General features: G+C 27.4%; 19 protein-coding genes. 1 reads left to right on the top strand and 18 read right to left on the bottom strand.

Annotated features, from left to right (window positions below):
• Positions 1 to 56: 56 nt before the first annotated feature.
• From BUB83_RS09605 to BUB83_RS09560, 10 genes are all read right to left on the bottom strand, one after another.
• Positions 57 to 1,316, bottom strand: coding sequence for a GGDEF domain-containing protein (locus tag BUB83_RS09605; RefSeq protein ID WP_073338251.1), 1,260 nt, complete (start codon positions 1,314 to 1,316; stop codon positions 57 to 59).
• A 186-nt stretch (positions 1,317 to 1,502) separates the two neighbouring features.
• Positions 1,503 to 2,402, bottom strand: a complete 900-nt coding sequence (locus BUB83_RS09600) for an LCP family protein (RefSeq protein ID WP_073338250.1) — start codon at positions 2,400 to 2,402, stop codon at positions 1,503 to 1,505.
• A gap of 276 nt (positions 2,403 to 2,678) precedes the next feature.
• The gene (locus tag BUB83_RS09595; protein WP_073338249.1) at positions 2,679 to 4,247 is read right to left on the bottom strand and encodes a putative ABC exporter domain-containing protein; all 1,569 of its coding nucleotides are present in this window, start codon (positions 4,245 to 4,247) and stop codon (positions 2,679 to 2,681) included.
• Positions 4,248 to 4,260: 13 nt separating this feature from the next.
• A complete protein-coding gene (locus tag BUB83_RS09590; RefSeq protein ID WP_073338248.1) occupies positions 4,261 to 4,983 on the bottom strand; it encodes an ABC transporter ATP-binding protein in 723 nt (240 codons plus the stop codon).
• Between the two features lie 283 nt (positions 4,984 to 5,266).
• Positions 5,267 to 7,867, bottom strand: coding sequence for an ATP-dependent chaperone ClpB (gene clpB / locus BUB83_RS09585; protein WP_073338247.1), 2,601 nt, complete (start codon positions 7,865 to 7,867; stop codon positions 5,267 to 5,269).
• Between the two features lie 180 nt (positions 7,868 to 8,047).
• Positions 8,048 to 9,310, bottom strand: coding sequence for a helix-turn-helix domain-containing protein (locus BUB83_RS09580; protein ID WP_073338246.1), 1,263 nt, complete (start codon positions 9,308 to 9,310; stop codon positions 8,048 to 8,050).
• A 103-nt stretch (positions 9,311 to 9,413) separates the two neighbouring features.
• Entirely contained in the window at positions 9,414 to 10,709 is a 1,296-nt protein-coding gene (locus BUB83_RS09575) for a helix-turn-helix domain-containing protein (RefSeq protein ID WP_073338245.1), read from the bottom strand.
• Between the two features lie 246 nt (positions 10,710 to 10,955).
• On the bottom strand, positions 10,956 to 11,132 hold the full coding sequence (locus tag BUB83_RS21580) for a YtxH domain-containing protein (protein WP_073338244.1): 177 nt from the start codon (positions 11,130 to 11,132) through the stop codon (positions 10,956 to 10,958).
• Positions 11,133 to 11,230: 98 nt separating this feature from the next.
• A complete protein-coding gene (locus BUB83_RS09565; RefSeq protein WP_073338243.1) occupies positions 11,231 to 12,154 on the bottom strand; it encodes a ribonuclease H1 domain-containing protein in 924 nt (307 codons plus the stop codon).
• A 1-nt stretch (position 12,155) separates the two neighbouring features.
• On the bottom strand, positions 12,156 to 13,160 hold the full coding sequence (locus tag BUB83_RS09560; protein WP_073338242.1) for a YkvA family protein: 1,005 nt from the start codon (positions 13,158 to 13,160) through the stop codon (positions 12,156 to 12,158).
• A gap of 617 nt (positions 13,161 to 13,777) precedes the next feature.
• Here BUB83_RS09560 and BUB83_RS09555 point away from each other — a divergent pair.
• Positions 13,778 to 15,550: an ATP-dependent metallopeptidase FtsH/Yme1/Tma family protein gene (locus tag BUB83_RS09555; protein ID WP_073338241.1), complete on the top strand. Its 1,773-nt coding sequence runs from the start codon at positions 13,778 to 13,780 to the stop codon at positions 15,548 to 15,550.
• A gap of 109 nt (positions 15,551 to 15,659) precedes the next feature.
• Here BUB83_RS09555 and BUB83_RS09550 read toward each other — a convergent pair whose 3' ends face one another.
• From BUB83_RS09550 to BUB83_RS09515, 8 genes are all read right to left on the bottom strand, one after another.
• A complete protein-coding gene (locus BUB83_RS09550) occupies positions 15,660 to 16,607 on the bottom strand; it encodes an AEC family transporter (protein ID WP_073338240.1) in 948 nt (315 codons plus the stop codon).
• Positions 16,608 to 16,665: 58 nt separating this feature from the next.
• Positions 16,666 to 17,421: an IclR family transcriptional regulator gene (locus BUB83_RS09545; protein WP_073338239.1), complete on the bottom strand. Its 756-nt coding sequence runs from the start codon at positions 17,419 to 17,421 to the stop codon at positions 16,666 to 16,668.
• A gap of 176 nt (positions 17,422 to 17,597) precedes the next feature.
• Entirely contained in the window at positions 17,598 to 18,704 is a 1,107-nt protein-coding gene (locus BUB83_RS09540) for a type I phosphomannose isomerase catalytic subunit (protein WP_073338238.1), read from the bottom strand.
• 4 nt (positions 18,705 to 18,708) lie between these two features.
• A complete protein-coding gene (locus BUB83_RS09535) occupies positions 18,709 to 19,086 on the bottom strand; it encodes a hypothetical protein (RefSeq protein ID WP_073338237.1) in 378 nt (125 codons plus the stop codon).
• 247 nt (positions 19,087 to 19,333) lie between these two features.
• Positions 19,334 to 19,540, bottom strand: coding sequence for an MATE family efflux transporter (locus tag BUB83_RS09530; RefSeq protein WP_278336924.1), 207 nt, complete (start codon positions 19,538 to 19,540; stop codon positions 19,334 to 19,336).
• 276 nt (positions 19,541 to 19,816) lie between these two features.
• Positions 19,817 to 20,557, bottom strand: a complete 741-nt coding sequence (locus tag BUB83_RS09525; RefSeq protein WP_073338235.1) for an SDR family NAD(P)-dependent oxidoreductase — start codon at positions 20,555 to 20,557, stop codon at positions 19,817 to 19,819.
• A 41-nt stretch (positions 20,558 to 20,598) separates the two neighbouring features.
• Positions 20,599 to 20,946, bottom strand: coding sequence for a cupin domain-containing protein (locus BUB83_RS09520; RefSeq protein ID WP_073338234.1), 348 nt, complete (start codon positions 20,944 to 20,946; stop codon positions 20,599 to 20,601).
• Between the two features lie 44 nt (positions 20,947 to 20,990).
• Positions 20,991 to 22,877 (bottom strand): heparinase II/III domain-containing protein, encoded by a 1,887-nt coding sequence (locus BUB83_RS09515; RefSeq protein ID WP_073338233.1) that lies wholly within the window; start codon positions 22,875 to 22,877, stop codon positions 20,991 to 20,993.

Raw genomic sequence — 22,877 nt, 5'->3', positions numbered from 1 at the left:
CCACATATATGCTTTTTCATAAAAACATATCCTATGTAGATCACAACTTTTTTCTATTAATCAAAAAAATAATATCTATTACCACCTTTTGCTTTTGCTTTATACATTGTATTATCCGCTATCATTATTGTTTCTTGAAAATCTACTCCTATATTGTTTGATCCCACTATTCCTATACTCAGACCAACACTAAATTTATTATTTTCATTTAATATTATATTTATTTTTTCTTCAAATTCCAGTAATATTTTATCAAAATAATGTTCAACTTCTTTTTTATCAGCTTCTTTAATAAGAATCATAAACTCATCTCCACCATATCTTGATGGTATATAATTTTCTTTACTGTTCTTTAAAAGTATTTCTCCAAATTCTTTCAGTATTTTATCCCCAACTACATGTCCATAAAAATCATTTATTTTTTTGAAATTATCTATGTCCATAAATGCAACCCAATGATTTTTTTTTAAATCATTATCATTTTTATTTTTAAAGCTGTACTCATTAAACATATCACGCACATAACTTCTTGAGTAAACACCAGTCAACGAACTTCTAGTTACTTTTTCATAAAGATCCTCTTTATCCTTTATTGATTGTTGTAACTCTTTAGAAAGTTTATTTTGGTTTTTAATAATTGCTATGATAATTATAACAACTAAAGCTATCAAAAAAAACCAAAGCAAATTTTGTAATTCATTAATTTTGATTGATATCAATGAAATCATAAGATTAATCACTATTAATATATCAAAAATTTTAATTATAGACAAATTCCTATCTTTAATCGTAATATTTTTTCTTGCAGTCTTATAATTATTAATAATTACGCTTATAGGTATTATATAAGCAAATATATAATAGAATTTTCCTGAACTTAAATGAGGATATTTATCAAAAATTACTTCCTGTCCTAAAATATAGCCTTTATCCAAAAATAATAAAATAGTAACTAATACTATTACTATCTTCATTACTTTTTTATATATTTTAAAATCATTTAAAGTAATCAATTCATTTATTTGTATTATGGTGTAGTATAGCATATAACTTGAAATAAAACAGATTTTATGCCAATAAGTTACCCCCATAATGGATCTACTATTTGTGAAAAATCCAAATGAAAGTGTTATTAAAAAAATAAAGAATGAGAATTTTGACATGAAATATATTAATTTATTTTTGAACACAAAAAAATAGCTACAAAAAAATACTATAAAGAAAACCATCGCAAGAACTGCATTTATAAATGCACCTAAAGATAGTTTATTTAAAGTAAAATATTCATTAACATTAATGGCAAAATCATAATTCAAATTAAATCACCTCTTTATTTAATTTATTATATTTTAATATCTATTAAAATATAATAAATTTTTAGATTAAAAGAATCCAACAATTACTATTATATATAATACTGGTTTAATTTACAATATATAAAAATAAATAGTCCTACTATGTGATTTTAAAAATTCATTATTCTATTGCCATATATGTATTTATTAGTTGAATATAAACTTTTTCATATCTGTATTCATCTCTTCTATATCTGTAACAAGATAATACACTCCTTTAATCTTTTTATCTTCTCCTTCTAGGGGAAATCTTTTTTCTTCAATAGATGTAATTTTATTAGAAATAACTGAAGAAGCTAATTTTAAAATAAAATCATTATCCATACTAGTTTCAATATTTAATGTTATTTGAGACAGTAAATTATACTTATCCTTATCCTCTAAATTCATTATTTTATTATACATAGTTGTTAAAATCTTTCTCTGCCTATCCGTTCTTACATAATCTCCTCCTTCTGCATATCTAATTCTAGAGTAATCCAAAGCTTGACTTCCGTTCAAATTATAATTTCCTACTTTATCTATACCATGAACATGCTTAACTTCATCTTCATGAATGTCTACATTAACCCCACCTATTAAATCAACAATTTCTATAACATCCCAAAAATTAACCGCTACATATTCTTGTATATTTAATTCAAAATTTTTATTTATTGTTTTTATTGCTAATTCTGGTCCTCCATAAGCATAAGCGTGATTAATTTTACTTTTGCCATGTCCCTTAATAGATACATAAGTATCCCTCATAATAGAGGAAAGTTTGATTTTATTATTTTTTTCATCTATAGTAACTATAATAATACTATCCGAACGTGCATCTTCACTTTTTTCTCTTCTATCTAATCCAAATAACACAAAATTATATATAGATAACTTTTTTGATTCTTTATTAGTTTCTTCATTTATCTCTAAAATTTCACTTGAATGATTTATCTCTACTTTATTAATTATTTTATTAATTCTTTTATATTGATAAAAAATATATCCACCTGTAGATGTAATAAATATTAATATTAATATAGTAATCACCCTATTTTTTCTCATAAACTATCCTCCATATATAATTTGTCATCAAGTGGATTTTTTTATTAAAGCTACTTTCAATAATTATCTTAATATTATTTTTAACAATTATATATTTAATATACTAATTAGGAGTTATCCAATATCAGAAACCCAATTTCCTGTTTCCTTTCAAAAAAAAGCTCCTTAATTCTTTTTATTAACGAATTAAGGATTTTTTAGCTGTTTAAAAAAATTGCTTTAATTTAAGTACAATATAATTTCCATTACAAGTTTAATACTATCCTATAAAATAGTTTATTCCATTTCAATATCTTCAAATATGCCCTTTGATGCAAATAATAGTATTCCTGAAACAATCAAATTATAAACTATCATAGCTAGATATGCTAAATATCTAACAAAAACTAATTCTTTAAAAATAATCAATATAGCAATATTTACTGCAATACCTGGAATTATAATAATAATAATTAAAATAAATTTAAGAAAGAAAGATAAATTTTTACTGTGAGTTCCCCCTAAAATTCTTCTTGAAAGCACGTCTCCATATGTAAAAACAGATCCATAAGTTGTAAATACAAGAATACATAGAATTATAGTAAGTAAATCTGATTTTTGCATAATGCCCGCTAATGTAAATAATACTATTCCATCTACTAGATGTTTTATATTATCGGCTAAAGTAGCATAAAACACTTTATTAAAAGATGTTGCTGGTATCAAATATATATAAGGCTTACTACTCTCATAAATCCACTTTCCCTGAAAAGAAAAAATAAGTAACATATAAATAGAAAAATACATTACACTATCCATTCCTCCAATTTGCATAAAAGAAGAAAAAACAATAGAGGACCCTACAATAATTAAAGTAAATATATCAACAAACAAAAATCCTGCTTTTCTATATTCTAGCATATGCCTTTGAAAAATAACCTTTGCACCTACAAAAGTAAAATTAGACTTTACTTTTCTCAACTTTTTGTTTTTCATTGTCCCATACATTGTTTTGCCTTCTTTTTTCATAGTAATTGCTTCTTCATAATTTTCAGTAGCTTGCAAGACATCTTCGTAATAATCCGTATTTGTCATAATTAATAAAGCAACCATTAAGCCATAAAATAGAATCAATAAAGCTCCATTCATCAATATAGATGTATTCCCCACTCCAACCGCATACATAAACAAACTCTTTATCCATCCAAAGAAAGGTAAATACGTAATAAATTGAGAATTCAGTACGATTTTTGCTGATAATAAAATATCATTAGTTTTTAGAAACTCCATAATAAAAGCAACTGCTAATATAACCCATATAATAAGAATTATTTTATTAACTAAATTGGTGGATTTTTTGCTTTTAGATGAAAAAGAATAAATCAATATAGATATAACCCCAATTGTCATAAAGTACATGAACATAGCGAATAAAATAATACCAATTCCTTTATTTGTTAAAGAAAAATTATTTTTTAAATTAGGAATTTGAAACATAATAATAAACAGAAAAAATACTATCTTATACAATTGCTTAATAAATCCATAGACAAGCACTTTTTTTTCAGATATTGGAGATGTAAAAACCATATTTACATCTGATTGTCTAAAGAAAGTTCCCCCACTTTTTACAGCTGTTTTTACAGCTATTAATGTAAAACTAATTATGATACCCGTTATAATCATACCAAAAATTTCTGGTGAGGCATTAGCTATTGCGTTTGAAGGCATAATAAAACTTAGCACTACCATACCTATAAAAATTACTGCTGCTAAAATATAAGCAATCAAAGCTAGTGGTTTTTTCTTTAAACTTAATAAAGTATTTTTAAAACTTTTCCTCATTATATAAAATAATGGACCCATTTAAAATTCCTCCTTATTGAATGTTCGGTGAAGTGTTTTCCGTATTTTCAGTCACTTCAAAAAATCTTTCTTCTAAAGATTCTCCTGTTTCTTCAATTTCTTTCCTTGTTCTTAATAAAACAATTTTTCCTTCATTCATAATAAGGGCTTTGTCCCAAATTTCTTCAATAGAATCTATTATATGAGTACTTATTAAAACTGCAGAACCTTCTTCTTTTAATTCAAGAAAAACCTTTTTTAATTCTTTTATAGCTTTAGGGTCTAACCCTATCATTGGTTCATCAAAAAGTATTACTTTAGGTTTTATCAATAATCCACAACAAATGCTTACCTTTTGTTGCATACCTTTAGATAATTCTTTTCCTAATTTATCTCTTTTATCCATTAAATCAAATCTAGTTAATAATTTTTCAGCTTGCTGCTTATAATTATCCACTTCATATGCATGAGCAATATACTCTAAGTGTTCTTCAACTGTTAGCATATCAAAAAGTGCTGGAGTTTCAGGAATATAAGCAAAAATTTTCTTTGCATTAACGCTTTTATTGTTTTCCCCGTTAATTTTTATACTCCCTGTATATTTAAGTAATCCTGCAATTGATTTGATAGTGGTACTTTTCCCTGCACCATTTGGGCCAAGTAACACAGCAACTTCCCCACTATTCACTTGAAAAGTAAGTTGATCCACAGCTAATACCTTATCGAACTTTTTGGTTAAATCTTTAACTAATAACAATAAAATTCCCCCTTCTATTTAGCTAACCATAGCTTTTATTATCTTTTAACTTATTCACATTTAATTATACACTTTATTGTATATATAAAGGTTTCATTTTTATTACAATTATAGGAAACCTAATGTAAAACTTCATTTACACTTGTTCTAAAAATTAGACGCACCAACTAGTTTTCCAAAAGCTACGACTTTTGGGAGTTTTGGATACGTATAAATTAATAGTTGAACTGAAAATACCTATATAAAAAGCAATGGTAATATCCATTGCTTTTTATTTTACTATTTAATTTTCAATAATATACTTTAATTCTTCTTCTTCACTATCCACCTTTATAGTGCATCCATCGTAAATTTCACCTTTTATAAGCATTTTAGCAATGGAAGTTTCTAATACATTTTGAATAAATCTTTTTAATGGTCTTGCTCCATAAATAGGGTCATATCCCTCTCTTGCTAAATATTCTTTTGCATTTTCTGAAACTATTATTTCAATATTTTTTTCTTTTAATCTTTTTTTTAGTCCTTCTAAGAAAATATCAATTATTTTTTCTATTTCATAAATAGATAATGGTTTGAACATAATTATATCATCTACTCTATTTAAAAACTCTGGCTTAAATCTTTTTTTTAAATTATCCATTACTCTTTTAACCACAGTTTCATCAATGCTTTTTTTACCTTCATTTTCTAATAAAAATGATGAACCAATATTTGAAGTCATAATAATTATAGTATTTTTAAAATCAACTGTTTTCCCTTTATTATCTGTTAATCTTCCATCATCCAGAATTTGCAGGAAGATATTAAATACATCATCATGGGCTTTTTCGATTTCATCAAATAAAATGACGCTATATGGCTTTCTTCTCACCGCTTCTGTTAATTGTCCCCCTTCTTCATACCCAACATATCCTGGAGGTGCTCCAATCAATCTAGATACTGAAAATTTCTCCATGTACTCAGACATATCAATTCTAATCATACTATCTTCGCCGTCAAATAAAGTTCTAGCTAAAGTTTTTGCCAGTTCAGTTTTACCAACTCCTGTTGGTCCTAAAAATATAAAAGACCCTATAGGCTTATTAGCATCCTTTAAACCCACTCTTGCTCTTATTACTGCATTGGCAGTTGAAATAACCGCTTCTTCTTGACCTATTACTCTTTTATGAAGTTCTTCTTCTAATCTAAGTAGTTTATCTCTTTCTTTTTCTAATAAACTTGTAATAGGAATTCCAGTCCATTTAGAAACTATTTGGGAGATTTCACTTTCAGTTACTTCTTCTTTTAAAAGAGAATTTTCACCTTTTTCTTTTATCTTAGTTTCATTATTTTTTATTTCTCCCTCAATTTGTGGAATCACTCCATATTTAAGCTCTGCCACTTTATTTAAATCATATTCTCTTTCAGCTTTTTCTAATTTACCTCTTGCCTCATCTAATTGCTCTTTTAAATTACGTATTAAAGTTATATCTTTCTTTTCATTTTCATATTTTGCTGTCATAGCATTATCTTTATCTTTAAGATTTGAAAGTTCTTGCTGCAATGATTCTAATCTGGTTACTGAGGCTTTATCTTTTTCATGTGAAAGAGCTTCTTTCTCAATTTCTAATTGAAATACTTTTCTTCTCACTTCATCTAATTCTGCTGGCAAACTATCTATTTCTGTTCTAATCATGGCTCCAGCTTCATCAATCAAATCAATAGCTTTGTCTGGAAGAAATCTATCATTAATATATCTATGAGACATTTTTGCTGCTGCAATTATTGCTGAATCATGAATTCTAATTCCATGGTGAATTTCAAATCTTTCCTTTAGTCCTCTTAAAATAGATATACTATCCTCTACAGTAGGCTCTTCAATTACCACTGGTTGAAATCTTCTCTCTAATGCTTTATCCTTTTCAATATATTTTCTATACTCATCAAAAGTAGTTGCACCAATACAATGAAGTTCTCCTCTAGCAAGTAATGGTTTTATAAGATTACCTGCATCCATAGCTCCTTCTGTTTTTCCCGCTCCTACAATAGTATGAATTTCATCAATAAAGAGAATAATTTTGCCCTCACTTCTTTGCACTTCTTTAAGAACTGCTTTTAATCTTTCTTCAAATTCTCCTCTATATTTTGCCCCTGCAATTAAAGCTCCCATATCCAAAGAAAAAATTGTTTTATTTTTTAACCCCTCTGGTATATCCCCTGAAACAATTCTTTCTGCCAGCCCTTCAACTATTGCAGTTTTACCAACCCCTGGTTCCCCTATTAACACTGGATTATTTTTTGTTCTTCGAGATAAAATTCTAACAACCCTTCTTATCTCTTCATCCCTTCCAATGACTGGGTCTAATTTATGTTTTTTAGCATCCTCCACTAAATTTATTCCATATTTTGAAAGTGCTTCATAAGTTCCTTCTGGATCTTGAGTTTCTACCCTTTGATTTCCTCTTACTGAAGATAAAGCATTTAGGAATTCAATTTCAGTTACATTAACTTTTTTTAGTATATTACCTACAGATCCTTTAGACTCCATCTTCATAATAGCCAATAAAACATGCTCAACACTAACAAAGGAATCCTTATATCTTTCAGAAATTTTTTCCGCTTCAATAAAAATTTCTTCTAATTTTCTAGATGCATAAACATTGGAATTTCCAGTTTCACCAAGAATTTTAGGCATTTTATTTAACTCTTTTTGGGTTTCCTCTCTTATAATAGTAAGATTTTTTCCCATCTTTTCAAAAATATTAGGGATAAGCCCATCATTATCATCAATCAAAGCTGCAAACCAGTGAATTGTGTCTACTTGCTGATGATTGTTTTTTATTGCCACCCCTTGAGCATCTGATAAGGATTTTTGTACTCTCATGGTCATTTTTTCAACATTCATGTGTAAACCTCCGGCTTTAATTTGTAATTGGTATTTATTTAATTATTATTATAATAATAACCAATATAAGTTGCAATATTCTTAAAGAACTAATTTAATTTTTATTATAAAAAAAAAGCCCCTTAGGCTTTTTTAATAAATTATATGAATTATATGTATTCCGTTTTTAATTATTTATTTTTAAAGGCGGTTTTTCATAGACCTTGCCGAAGTAAAACATTTAACAGCGTCTTCCACGTTTTTAATATCATAATAAAATTTACCCATTTCCATATATCTCTGATATAGTTCTTTAGGTTTCCCAAACTTCAATAAAAATTCTAAAGATAAAGTTAAATACATCTCAGCTGAAAAAAAGTTTTCCTGTGTAATTAATTGTTTTGTTTTATAATAATATGCTTTTTCCATCAATTTTGCTTTATTAAGTATTATAGATAAGTCCAAAGCTGCATCTATATATTCATCTACCATATTGTATATTCCTTGATTATATAAAGCCTCTATTGCTTTTAATAAAAATACTGCATACTCTTCTTTATCTCTTTTATCAAATTCTTTTAAAGCTTCTTCAATTAAAATCTTTCCTTTTTCAATTTCTTCATTCTTCAAAAATTCTAAACCAAAATCCAGCTTAGCCTGAACTTTTTTTATATTATTATCTTCATAATATGTATAAGCTTTATCCATATATATTGAATAATTATCATCATTATTTATAATAGCTAAAATAGCCATTATATGATATAAATTTGATTTTGAATTATTAAAATTTGTTTCATAGAAATATTCTTCTAGTTGTTTTGCTAGCTCATAGGCTTTTTTATACTCCTTCATACCATGAAAACATAAAATTTCATAATAAGCAGCTTTTGAAATTAATTCTTTATTATCTGGGTCTACTTTTAATAATTCTTCTTTTATAGAATAATAATAATGTTTTGCTTGTAAATACTCTTCACTCTGAAAAAAATAAGTAGCTGCATCAAAATAATACGTTAACTTATTCTCTGGTTTTGTTTTATTACTTAATTCATAATGAAGGCCAAGAAGATTAAGAACTTTTTTGAAATTCTTTTTTTCTATCATGAAAAGAAAAATTTTGTGAGTTAATGAAAAGGCAAGTTCATAATATTTGCTTTCATTGGCTAATTTTGCATATTCATACAAATGCTCAATATAATCCTCTTCATTTTTATGCTTATCCGATTCTATTTGTTTTATGCTTTCCACTATTTGTTGATCAATCTCTTTCTTTAATTCCTCATAATCAACTCCTAGTTTTTCAGATAAAGCTTTCAAAATCCATTTTTCTGGCTTAACTTTACCATTTTCTATGCAACTTAATTTTGATACTGATATATCTTTTCCACACAGATTTTTCAAAGTGAAACCTTTATAAATACGTGCTCTTTTTATTTTTTCACCTACAGTTATAACTTCCATATATTATCACAACCTCAACTAAACTTAGACTTATTATTATCTCTATAATGATTATTAAAATATTACTTGATACTTAGTATTTTATATATTCTACAATCTAGTTTTATATCAGTCCCAAATTTTCAAACAATTCTACTCCTGAACTTAAATATTTAGCTGCTGCTTCATTATTTCCAGTACTTATATAAAATCTACCTATCATGATAGCTAAATCAGCATACTCTTCTTTTAAATCTTTCTCTTTTGCAAAACTCAAAGCTTTTTCTAAGGTATATTCAGCTTCTACACTATCCCCTTCAATAATATCAACTCTATATTTTAATACATAATATTTTATCAAATACTTCTCATTGATTTTTTCTGCTGATTTTTTAATAGATTCTAATATATTCTTTGCATTCTTAATATCTTTTAGCTTTATATGATTTTCACATATATTCACTAAAGTATCAATATATTGTTCATCCTGAAACTCTTCTCTTATTTTTTTTGCCATATTAAAGTGAATAAACGATTCTTCTACATTGTCGAATTCGTAAAATAATTTTCCCAAATTATTTTCAATTTCTGAAATATACATTAACTCATCAATTTCTTTAAACAATTCTAATGCTTTTTTTGAATGCTTAATAGCTGCATCGATATCCCCTGATTTATTAGCTCCTTGTGCAAAAAGCAAAAGAGATTTAGCATATTCCTTTTTGTTTCCAACTTGCTGAAATTTTTGTTTTGCTAAATATGAATAATTTACTGATTGTTCTATATCCTCTAATTTATAATAAGTATTCGCTATATAATAAAAAATTTGACCTAATGTTAGCTCATCAGACAAACTATTGTCTACAAATACATTCTCCGCTTGTTTAAAATAACTACAGGCTGAATGATACGCTTTCATTTCCAATGCTATTCTACCCAGTTTTATGTATGTTTTAACAATATCTCCATGATAATTATATTTTATAAATATTACATTAGAAGACAACAATAATTGTTGTGCTTGAGCATAGTCTTCTAATAATAAAGCAATTTTTCCTTCTAAATATAAAGCTCTCGCTTTTTTATATTCTAAATCATATTTATTTGCATAATACAAAGAACTTTTTATATATTGTTGTGCCAAATCAAACGTTCTAGTAAAAATGTGTGAGTCAGCTATGTTTTCAAAATAACCACAAATTTTTTCAGCTTGACTTTCTTCTGTTTCCATCAAATATTCAATAGATACATTCAAAATTCCCGCAAGGTACTCTAAAAGATCCATACTTGGATTGGATTTTCCGCTTTCTACTAAACTAATTTGACCTGGAGTTATTCTGTCTCCAGCTAAGTCTTTTAAAGTCATATTTTGTTCTTTTCTACTTCTTTTAATTTTTTCACCTAAAGACAGTATTTCCATGCTTTTATTCCACTTCCTATTCATTTATTTAAATTATTTTTGTTTATTATACAAAACACTATAATTTTAACTGTGTATTAGATACTACTTTACCTAATATACCTTTTGAGGATTCTTAAAAGAATCTTATTGTATTTTTTTTAATGATATTGAAAGAAGATGTTAAACTTATTTAATTATAACATAAGAATGAACCATTGTGCTACAAAAACTAAATTACAACAAAAAAGAGCCTAAGGCTCTTTTTTATTTCATATAATGCATTATACTCTCATATGCTTCTCCAGCAGTGTCTATAAAATGTCTACTTCCTCGAATAATTTTTCGTCTAGTTGATTTCTTCATATTTGGAGCCACCATGAATCCAGCCGCCGCTCCAATCATAGCTCCTGTAGTAATACCCTTTATGAATTTAGCACGCATTTTTTTCACTCCCTATCTTTATTTTAAGATTATTTAAACTTATCAATAATCTTTCCATCATAAATAGCTTGTGCAATTTCCTTAAAAAAATACTGTTTCTACTCTAAAAGTTCTATTATTATTTTTGTCAATTCATTCTTTTCTAATGTATCTAGTATATGTTTTATTTCATTTTTTTTTGAGGATTTCAGCAAATCAATTAATCCATTAGTACTTTCTTTTTCAGCTTTTGCTGAATTCATATCAGCAGAAAAATTGCTGTTAACTAGTTTGATTTTATTACTTCTTTTTAGTCCAGCCACTTTCTCTAACTCTAATTTTAAATCTTCACTTACTACATCTATTCCATCTTTTTCAATTATTTTTTTTAATTCTCCAGTAGATTTATTTCCAACAGCATGCTTTGCTAATTCATCAGCAATTTCATTAAACTTATCACCCGTATGACTATCCACTTTAACAAAAGATACATTAATATAGTTTTCTTTCATTAGGTTATTCATTTTTTCATAATATTCTATTGAAGAAGGTTCTTTACGTTCCCAAAATCCAGTAGCATGATATGCCACTCCTACATAATCATGAAAAATAGCAATATCATTTATATTGTTATCTTTTGCAAACTCTATTGCTTTTATTGCTCCCATTAATTCGCCTGCTACCTGCCTTACATTGTTTTCTTCATCACTTTTAAATGCCCCCATATCTAAATAATGAACAATTCCATTTAAAGTAATAACTATTCCGTATGAAAATTCTTTAGTTGTATTCAAATAGCTTCCATCAACATAAGCATGGAATATATTCTCATCAAAAGAATCCTCCCCTTTTTTTAAAAGTTTATCGCCTAATTCTAAAAACTCTATAGCTTCTTTTTCAGTTGAAAAACTTTTATATTTAGCTCCCTTAACTTTTTTTACTACTAAAGAGCACTTGTCCCAGCTTTCAAAAATCTTATCTCTCACTTCATTTTTTGTACTAGGATCAATTCCATACTTCACAGCATAAAATTTTTTTGGCATACTATCTTCTCCTTTTTTTCTTGCTCACTGAGAATATTCCTTTTATAATCTTAAGAATTTTTTCCTTACTAACAAAGGCTAAAACAAATTCACTTCCTTCTTTCACCTTAGCTATTATATCACCATCACCCTGCCAGTTGTCAAAGACTATATTTTTATCTAGATCTTTTAATATTTTTTCCACCATAATAAATACTATAGCCACATCATCTAATTGACCTAGAATTGGTATAGTATCTGGTATAATGTCAAAAGGCATAGCTAAATAAGCTATTAATCCACCTATCATGCAACGTGTTTTTATATTAACTCTTTTATCTTTTAATAAATTATATAAAAGTACAACTATATCTGGAATTATTAAAGCATATTTTACTATGTTTTTATACTTTTCAGGTGTTCTATTTTTAGCTTCTTTTCTTAAAACTTCATAAGTATCACTTTTATTGTCATTATTTTTTTCTTGAAAAGTTTTTTCTTTATGCTCAGATTCACTTAAATCTTGAACTTCTCCACTAAGAAGTTGAGTTTTTAGCTCGTCCAATGTAAGTACTTTCTTTTCTTCATTATAAATTATTTTTTCTAATTCAACTTCCATTTCATTGTTAAAAAGAAAAATCTTTTTTATAGTAAAGTCCACTTGAGGTATTATTTTGCCCATCTTCTTAAAATCAACTTTTAATAACCCTTCTTCAAAATATATTCCTATATTCTTAGTTTTATTAGATATTTTATTAAGAATAAAATTAATCAAAGGCATAAATACAGGTATAATCCCTACCCCTGCTGAAAGAATTTTCAAACTAATTACATTATCTATGGCTCCAGCAAAAGCTACAGCGCCTTTAAATCCAATTTTTATTTTTTTCTTATACCACCCTTTAATATTAAAACTATTATCAATAACTATTTTTTCAAAGTGTAGACTCTCATCTTCTACATATTCTTTTAAAATACCAAGTAAATCTGATTCTGTTAATTTAACTGATACATTAGATATATTCATAATGATTCCTCCTATTATTCTAGTTTTTGTTATATTTTAATCATTAGCTTGTACAGCCTTGAGAAAAACTTTCACTATCTTTTGTGATATTTTACATATATTCCATATAAAAAATCTACTTTATAAATAAAATAACTACTTTTAGCTTTTATCTAAATTTTTACCATTAAAATGGTTTATTAATCAAACTTAACAATCATTTACCTTATATTATAGATAATATAAGTTTTATATGCAAATACTTTATTACAAGATAAAAAACTGGGAAATATAGTTCCAATATTTACTTTAGTAAATGTTAGGATTTTGATTGGACAAGTGTTTTTAAATATTATAATATAGTTACAAATGGAGAATACTTATGGGCATAAAATCCTATAGTATTATTTATTCTTTTCTTATCATCTAATATCACAAGTTCCTTAATTCTTTAACATCTTAATCTTTCAATCCCTTTGCCATATATAAATTTTTAATATCCACATGATGAATTTTTCCTGCAAAAATCATCATTTTTAAGGTTGAATATTTTACTTGTCTCAATTTAAAGTTTTTACCGCAAAGTATATAGATAAAATTTTATATAATAATAATTCAAAAATTCAGGGGGTCAATTAATGAATAAACTAAAGAAAAAAATTCTGATTTTACCTATTGTAGTTGCTTTGATATCTATTTTATCTTTGGTTGCTTTTTCTTTTATCTATGAACCTATAAGTTATAAACCTTATAATACTTTTCTTAATGATTTAGCCAGTAATTCTGTAGAAAGTGTTTATTATACCACTTCTCCTAAAATAACTGTTAAAATTGCAAATAATGTTTATTACGAAACTGATAATCCACGTGTAGATACTTTTAAGGAGTCTATACTAACTCAAGGTGTTGAAGTTTTAGAACAATCTTATATGTCTCCATTAAAAATAATTCCAATAGTGTTATTAGGCTCTTCTGTAGGGTTTATATTGATTTTTATGATTAAAGGTTCCAACTTATCTAAAGGTAAGCTTAAATCAGTTGATTCTCTTCATGCAGAGGCTGTAGAAGAAATGACTTTAAATTTCGAAAGTGTAGCTGGAAATGAAGAAGCTAAGGAAAGTGTTATGGATGTTGTTGACTTTCTTAAAAATCCTGAAAAATATTCATCTTACGGGGCAAAAATGCCAAGAGGTGTAATTCTTTATGGGGAACCTGGTACCGGAAAAACTTTGCTAGCAAAAGCAGTAGCTGGAGAGGCAAATGTTCCTTTTTATGCTGTTTCTGGTTCTGACTTTATTCAAGTTTATGTAGGTGTAGGTGCTTCAAGAATTAGACAATTATTTAAAAAAGCAAAATCTCATGGAAAAGCTGTTATTTTTATAGATGAAATTGATGCTATAGGTAAAAAAAGAAGCGGTAACGCTTCTGGTGGTTCTGATGAAAGAGATCAAACTCTTAATGCTCTTTTAACTGAAATGTCTGGATTTGCAGAAAAAGAAGGTATTGTAGTAATGGCAGCTACAAATAGATTAGATATGTTAGACGACGCTTTACTAAGACCTGGTAGATTTGATAGACATATAGAAGTATCCTTACCTGATGTGCAAGCAAGAGAAAAAATTCTTAATCTTCATATGAAGAATAAACCTTTTGATAAAATTAATATTAATGATTGGGCTAAAAAAACCTCTTATTTTTCCGGGGCAAAACTTGAGCACCTCGTGAATGAAGCCGCTATTTTTGCTTGTAAAGATGAAAGTCCTTTAATAGAAGATATTCATTTAGATTCTGCTTTTAACGTAGTTGTAGCTGGTCATGAAAAAAAGAATAGATCTCATATAAGAGAAGAGGATAGAAAAATTACTGCTTATCACGAAGCAGGTCATGCTTTGATATCCTTAATTGTACTACCTGAAGAAAAAGTTTCAAAAGTTACAATCATACCAACAACTAAAGGTGCTGGTGGATATACCATGAGCATTCCTGAGGATAAATTGTATCAAAACAAAGAATACATTTTAAATCGAATAATGGTTTTATTAGGTGGTCGTGCAGCTGAAGAAATACTTTTCGGAAAAGAAAAAATAACTACAGGTGCCTCTAGTGACTTAAAAAGAACAACTAATACCATAAGAAATATGATTACAACTTATGGAATGGGTGATTCTCTTGGGCTTTTAACTGAAGAAGAACTAGGAGATCTATCCCATCACCATAAAATGGCCATTCTAGATGAGTGTAAAAACACTGTGGACACCCTATATGCTTCAGTTAAAGATATTTTAAAAGAAAATATGGAAAGTCTTCATTGTATATCAAACAACTTACTTGAATATGAAACTCTTGATGAAGAAAAACTGATTAATTGCACAATCAAAAATAGTGAAAACAAAAAACTAAAAGAAATTTAATAAGAACAAAAAAAGTTTTTTCTTTGAAAAATATCAAAGAGCTTATCATCCAAGATGATCAGCTCTTTATCTTTTAACAACTTAAGATTTTCGGAGAAAATCCTACTTGTTATATAATACCTATTGTCTTAAACACAAATATAAATATAGTCATAGAAATTGTAGATAAAATTGTTGTAATCATAATTATATTGGCAGCCAGGTCTTTATCCCCATTCATAGCTGCTGTCATAATATAAGAAACAGTAGCACTTGGAACCCCAAATAGTAAATAAATTAGTAAAACATCTTCATTAGAAAAATTCATAGCCATAGTGAAAAAAACTACTATTACTGGCATAAAAAATAATTTTATAATACTTGCTATAATTGCTGGTTTTAAATTTCTAGAAATATTCATAAAATTAAATGAAGCTCCTATTGTAATCAACGCCAGAGGTGTTACTAGTGATCCAAAATAACTCATTGTTCTAGTTGCTATCATTGGTAATTCTAATCCTGTTAAAGAAAAAATTATTCCTAGTAGTATAGCTTTAATTAGCGGGTTTTTACCTATACTAAGAATAGTGTCTTTAAAACTTATTTTAGAGCTTCTACTTTGATCTGTATAAGTAAGTATGATAATGGCTAATATGTTGTATAAAGGGATTATAATTGCAATAATTAAAGGAGCTTTTATTCCTATTGACCCTGTTATATTTTCCATAAGTGTTAATCCAATATACAAAAAATTTCCCCTGAAAGAACCATGAATAAAAGCGCCTACTTGAGTCTTGTCTTTTATAAAAAGTGAAGCTATTATCCAAATTATCAAAACACTTGTTATAGTCCCTACCATAGTAAAAGCAATAAATTTTGCATCAAAGTATTCTCCGAATGAAGTTTTTGATACATCATTAAAAAGTTTAATTGGCAAAGCTACATTAAAAATAATGAAATTTGCAGTTTTTATAAATTCCTCATTAATTACTTCTTTTCTTTTTAAAAAGTATCCAATGCACATCACAAAAAATATAGGCATTGCAATACTAATGCTAAATATAAAATTTTCTAACATTAACCATACCCCTTTATTATGCTTATTATAATCTTTAACTATAAAACTATCGTTGTTTTTAATAGTGCCCCGAAAATCCAAGTTTTCTTGAAATAGTTTCAGCAGTTTTCTGCAACATTTGAACCTCTTCCTTAAAATCCATACCCTCAACATACAAACCTGATATACTTATAGCTGCATGAAATTCTCCTTTATGATCAAATAGAGGTGCTGCTAAACATAACATATGCTCCTCATATTCTCTAAAATCAACAGAAAATTTTTGTTTTTTAATTTGCTCTACATTTTCAGTTAATTTATCTTTATCAACTATAGTAAATTCAGTTCTTTTTCTTAACTCTAATTTATCAATTATTTCTTTATAGTCCTCTGAAAAAGCAAGTGCACATTTTCCTAATCCAGTACAATGTAACTCGTTTTGATTTCCTATTTTACAGGTTGTAATAATAGCTCTCTCTGGTTCATATTTATACAAATATATAACTTTTCCTTTGCTTTCTTTACCTAGAAACACAGTTTTACCTGCTTGTTCTCCTAATTTTTCTAAGTAAGGTTTGGCTATATTAACTAAATCCGCATTATCAATATAAGCATTACCTATAATAAACGAACGTACTCCAATTGAATATAACTTTGATCTAGCATCTATTAATTCAACCATCTCAAGCTCTTCTAGTGTATGTAAAATATCAAAAGCACTCGTTTTAGGTATATCCATCATATTCACAATTTCATTTAAGGATAACCCTTTAGGATTCTTAGAAATGAGTTCAAGCATTTCTATAGTTCTTTTAGAAGTTCTATTTACTTTCATGCATACTCCTCCAATAATTTTTAATCAAATTTTATTTTATTCGTAATTACGAAACCAATTTAATTTTATCATAAAAAAAAAATTTTGTATCTATTATTTGTATAGTTTTTTAATACATTTTTTTGCCTATAAGTTCATTTTAATAAAATATTTATTAATATCTGGTTTTCCATTATCTATTTTGGAGGATAGCAACAAATAATTTCCAAATCACATTCTCCTATATTTTTATAAGTTATCTCTTTTACTTCATAAGGAAGAAAAAACATATCTCCTTGTTTAATATCAACTTCCCCATCTGTATATATTACTTTTCCTGTACCTTTCAAAGCAATAATTACTCTAAAAGATGAATCGTCATTAATTTCAAAGCTATCTCTTATTGTAAACTTTTTCATAGAGAAACATTTTGTATCTTTATCTCCAATAAGACTTACTTCTTTTCCACCAACTTGTTCTCTTATTAAAGTTGACGCCTTATACCATCTTTCCAAGGTTTCTTTTCTTGAAACACTTTCATAATTAAAGCATTGAAGCATTTTATCGAATCCTACGCCTTGATGACACAACATATCTGGTAACATACCACCATCAAAAGTCCCTCTTTCTACTCTCATGGTATAATCTGTTGGTTCTTGTACTTCAATTAAAAAACATCCACTACCAATAGCATGGGGAATAGATCCTTCTATAAGAAATACATCTCCTTCTTTAACATAGAATTTATGAAGAGAATCAACCATAGCATTAATATCTTGTTTTCTAAAATATTCTCCCCACATTTCTTTTGTAACTTCTTCTTTAAATCCCAACAAAACATATGGTGGCTCACCGTCGACTTCCCTACCCCCAAGAATATACCATGCCTCTGTTTTACCAAAGTCAGATTTAAAATAATCTTTTGCATACTTCTTATTTGGATGAACCTGTATAGAAAGTCGTATAGAAGCATCTAGTACCTTTGTAAGTACCGCCATATTAGTCCCATATTTCTCAACGTGACTGTCACCTAAGAACTTCTTGCTATTTAAATTTATAAGATCAATTAACTTAATAGTTTCATTATTATCAATCTCAACAAAACTCAAACCTTCATCTTTAATATAATTTTTATTTCTAGCTTCTACCGTAGACGCTACCCATTCTTCTGGTTTGTCATTATCTTGTGGAGTATCTTTACCTTGCCATTGTTCAATAAGCTTTCCTCCAGTATATGTTCTCCAAACTCTATTATTTAACAATTTTAATGGTTTTCTTGAAAATTTAATTAATTCAGAATTCATAAAATCACCTTCTTATTTTTCTAATAATTTTTTGTATTAATGAATCAAACACTTTATAAAGCAATCCAAAAGATATTGGTTCAATTAGTATAGGCATTACATACTGATAAAGTAACATTATAAGAGAAGAAATTATTAAAGCATATAAAAGATTTTTTAAAAACCTAAACTTAGATTTTGGACCTTCATCTGCTTTATTACCATGTGTGATAGCTCTTAATAAAGGTTCATTTACAAATGTTTTCAATATTGCTACCACTATTGCAATTTCTAGGTAACTTTGAGCAAGCAGTATTCCTCCCACAAAGAAAGCCATTCCAGCCATATAAGCCTCAAATATCCATTTTTTCTGTTCAAAAGTTATTTTTTTTAAAAATTTCATCCTATTCACCCACTATTTTTTTATTTGTTTTTATCCAATTTGATTTAAAGTAAAGAATTACCGCGAATATTGCGAAAATAATCAACTAAAAATAGCCCAACCAATTATTGAAGAAGAAACCTCAGTCTTAGCCTTTAGTTTATATTTCAACATTATTATATCATTTTTTGTAAATAAAGTAGATATCCGCACCTTAAATAATACTAATAATGTAATTTAACTATTGTATCAACGTTCACTAAAACAATCATGTTTTTTTCACTGTTTCTTTTGCTCTATAGATCTGGTTTGCTCCCAAATTTTGACCTACAATGGTGACAAGTTCAGCACCAAAGCCACTTATACTACTAAAAGTGAAAGCATTAATTTTATTTGTAATTCCATATGCCGCCAAAACTTTTTTACCATATCCAATAACATACTGATTAATCATCAAAAAACATAAGCAATAGATGATTTTTCTATTATAATTGGTAATGAAACAATTAATAGTGCATATAGATCCTTATTTTCCAATTTAAAATTTTTAAAAGAATATGCCAAACTTTTTATTCCAAAATTTAATTTAAATATAAAAATATAATTTCTAGTAAATTTACATTTATGATTTTTTCTATTTTATGAATTACTTTGTTCAAATAAATTCCTCTTAATAAAGTGAAACAGTATATATATACTGTTTCACTTAAACTAACTATTTTTTTAACAAACTATTTATCCCCTATAAATCTTATAGGAAATCTTGGCCACCATTTATTTGGATAACTTCTCCTGTTAAATAAGATGCTTTATCTGAAACTAAGAATTCTATAACTGAAGCTACTTCTGATGCTTCTCCAAATCTTTTCATTAAAATTCCATTTTTCCAGCCTTCCATGATATCTCTATTTGTAGCAGCATGGAATGCAGTATCTATAGTTCCTGGAGAAACAGCATTTACTCTTATGCCATACTCAACTAAATCTTTAGCTAAAGCACGAGTGATTGTTAAAACTCCAGCTTTTGAAGTACCATATATTCCAGCACCAGGACCACCTGCATTGTAAGAAGCAATTGATGCAAAGTTAACGATTGAAGGGTTTTCACCTTTCTTTAAGAAAGGAATAGCTGCTCTAGATACAAAGAATACGCTATCTAAATTTAAAGCCATAACTTTTCTGTAGAATTCAGTAGTCATATCTTCGAAACGAGATCTTCCACCTAATCCACCAGCACAATTAATTAATGCATCGATTTTATCATATTTTGCTCCAATAGCTACAAACATAGCATTTACTGCATCTTCATTTGTAATATCAGCTTCAAAATATTCTGCATTTATACCTGCTTCTTTTAAAGTTACTAATGCTTCATCAGCTTGATCTTGAAAAATACCATTAATAATTATATCATATCCACCTTTTCCTAATTCCATAGCTGTTGCTAAACCAATACCTGCTGTTGCTCCTGTAATTAACGCGATTTTTGACATTTTATGTCCTCCTCAAATTTTCATAATTTTTAAGTTCTTTATTACTTTCCACTAGAAAGAAAATCTTCTCTTTGTGGTGTAAAAATATCTAATAAAACTGTGTCATCTTCTAAAACAACGCATCCATGCAATATGTCTGGTGGCATATAAATTGAGTCTCCTGCATTAATAATTGTTTTTTCATCTCCTACAGTAAACTCTAGCTTACCTTTTATACAATAAGTTACTTGTTCATGAAAATGTTCATGTAGAGTTCCTATTGCGCCCTCTTTAAAATGAACTTCAACAATCATCATATCTCCACCATGAGCTACGATTTTTCTTTGAATTTTATCATTTATTTTTTCAAACTTTATTTCTTTGTTGTAGAAAAAATATTTTTCTGCCATTCATTTCGCCTCCTAGTATTTTATTCTAACTTAACACTTCTAAATTACACTAATGTCCAATTTACTTTAAATGTAGCTTTATTATTTTTTTCTCTCAAAATAATAGATGTACGTAATGATGAAACTGGATTATCAAATGTATCACATATAAACATTTCTTTATCTGTAATATCTATTTTGCTTTCAATAATCTTTCCATCTAACTCCCATTCTAAAGAAATAATAGTGCTATCAGTAACCACTTTTCTAACATTACTAATATGTTGGTATCCATTTTCATTGAATTCTAAAGAAGCTGACTCATAACTCAATTCTGATAAAAGTTTAGCTTCACTATGGAAGAACCAATCATAAGTATGTTGTTCTGAAGAGCTTACTATAAACTCATCATTAAATCCTGATGGAAGTAAATCAATTTTTCTTTCATAATCTACTTTTTCATAAACATCCTCAACTTTTGCATGTAGACTTTCTTCTGTAAATTTTAAAATTATACCGCCTTCAGTTGAAACATGATTTTTTCCATCTACAACTACAGTGTTATGAGATGCAGACATACGATGCCATTCATTACATAAACGAGAAGCATATCCTGCATTTGATAAATCTCTCGTTAATATTGACTCTCCAAGCATAACTTCAATATTCATTTTGTCTGGATGAGCATGAGACGGTCCTCTATGTCCATATTTGTAGAATACATTTATTTTGTCATTTCTTAATGTACCATAATATGATGATGCAAAATTATTTGATTCACGATTAATTACTTCCATAGTACTAAAATCTAATTCTGGATTAAAAGTTAATCTTTCTAAAGGAATTTCATTTTGATAATAATATGGTCTTGATAGAGGGATAGTTGCACGATCTAAACTTCCCTTCTCAATGTTTTTCAAGAAATTACCTACTTCACTGTTTTCTCCAAAGATTTTAGTTGCTACATGATAAATATAACTATAAGTCTTCAAATTAACATTTGGCCATCCATCATTAGGATTAGGTAAAATATCATTATCAAAAGCATAGTAAAATGCTGATTTAAACATTTTTCTTATAATAGCTTCTTCTTCACCAAAATCATAATCATAAAGTTTAGTGAATAAAAGTAAATTTGTTACTCCTTCTAATAAAAAGAAATTGTAGTGAACAGATCCTTCATACCAGAATCCTTCGTCTGTAACTCCTTCTTTTAATTGATTTCTAACACCAAATTCACTATTAAATACTTTATCTAGTAATTCTTTATTATCAGTAAATAAAGCTACTATTCCTAAAGCACTATTTATCCAACAAGGAATATTATGAATTCTTATTAATTGTGGTGTTAATAAATTTGTTGCTGGAATAAATAATTTTTTATTTATTTCATCTAAATATTCTTTTCCAATTTCATTCTTTACCATTTCTAAAGCACTAATAATACGAACTAAAATTATTGCTTCATTTAAAGCTTGAGGCATTATTTTTGCAGCACCACCAACATCATAAGTTAAATCATCTATTACTTTGTTTTTAGCATGAATAACAAACTCACTGTAATGATCTGCATAGAAAGATAATATATTTTTTATATATGCTAAATATCTTTCATCTCCCCTTACTTTATAAAGCGTTGCAGCTTTTACTAATGTTATAATAGCAGTGTTTCTATAAAAATATACCCACACATTATCAAACATTTGGCCTTTAAATTCTCTACCACATATTTCGCATACATGAGAATGTGGTTTTTCAAGGTCAAATATAAGTCTTCCCCCATCTTCTTCACAGAAGTAGTTATGCCCCCACTCACTCATTTTGCTTGAATCATCTTTAAAGCTTTCAGCAAAAGAAGTAACTTCTTTATCCATTTCATTTAGCATATCATGGTATATTTTTTTATCTTTATCTAGTTCTTTTACTAAGTTTAAATCACTAAAATAATTCAT

The organism is Clostridium grantii DSM 8605, from assembly GCF_900129965.1.
In the GTDB taxonomy this organism is placed as follows: domain Bacteria; phylum Bacillota; class Clostridia; order Clostridiales; family Clostridiaceae; genus Clostridium_AF; species Clostridium_AF grantii.
The sequence above is the reverse complement of the archived record's forward strand: the minus strand, read 5'-3'. Positions and strand labels throughout refer to the sequence as shown.

Bases quoted from the DNA above. Each gene is read 5' to 3' on its own strand.
- BUB83_RS09600 (WP_073338250.1), bottom strand. From the start codon at position 2,402: ATGAGAAAAAATAGGGTGATTACTATATTAATATTAATATTTATTACA.
- BUB83_RS09595 (WP_073338249.1), bottom strand. From the start codon at position 4,247: ATGGGTCCATTATTTTATATAATGAGGAAAAGTTTTAAAAATACTTTA.
- clpB (WP_073338247.1), bottom strand. From the start codon at position 7,867: ATGAATGTTGAAAAAATGACCATGAGAGTACAAAAATCCTTATCAGAT.
- BUB83_RS09580 (WP_073338246.1), bottom strand. From the start codon at position 9,310: ATGGAAGTTATAACTGTAGGTGAAAAAATAAAAAGAGCACGTATTTAT.
- BUB83_RS09575 (WP_073338245.1), bottom strand. From the start codon at position 10,709: ATGGAAATACTGTCTTTAGGTGAAAAAATTAAAAGAAGTAGAAAAGAA.
- BUB83_RS21580 (WP_073338244.1), bottom strand. From the start codon at position 11,132: ATGCGTGCTAAATTCATAAAGGGTATTACTACAGGAGCTATGATTGGA.
- BUB83_RS09565 (WP_073338243.1), bottom strand. From the start codon at position 12,154: ATGCCAAAAAAATTTTATGCTGTGAAGTATGGAATTGATCCTAGTACA.
- BUB83_RS09560 (WP_073338242.1), bottom strand. From the start codon at position 13,160: ATGAATATATCTAATGTATCAGTTAAATTAACAGAATCAGATTTACTT.
- BUB83_RS09555 (WP_073338241.1), top strand. From the start codon at position 13,778: ATGAATAAACTAAAGAAAAAAATTCTGATTTTACCTATTGTAGTTGCT.
- BUB83_RS09550 (WP_073338240.1), bottom strand. From the start codon at position 16,607: ATGTTAGAAAATTTTATATTTAGCATTAGTATTGCAATGCCTATATTT.
- BUB83_RS09545 (WP_073338239.1), bottom strand. From the start codon at position 17,421: ATGAAAGTAAATAGAACTTCTAAAAGAACTATAGAAATGCTTGAACTC.
- BUB83_RS09540 (WP_073338238.1), bottom strand. From the start codon at position 18,704: ATGAATTCTGAATTAATTAAATTTTCAAGAAAACCATTAAAATTGTTA.
- BUB83_RS09535 (WP_073338237.1), bottom strand. From the start codon at position 19,086: ATGAAATTTTTAAAAAAAATAACTTTTGAACAGAAAAAATGGATATTT.
- BUB83_RS09525 (WP_073338235.1), bottom strand. From the start codon at position 20,557: ATGTCAAAAATCGCGTTAATTACAGGAGCAACAGCAGGTATTGGTTTA.
- BUB83_RS09520 (WP_073338234.1), bottom strand. From the start codon at position 20,946: ATGGCAGAAAAATATTTTTTCTACAACAAAGAAATAAAGTTTGAAAAA.
- BUB83_RS09515 (WP_073338233.1), bottom strand. From the start codon at position 22,877: ATGAATTATTTTAGTGATTTAAACTTAGTAAAAGAACTAGATAAAGAT.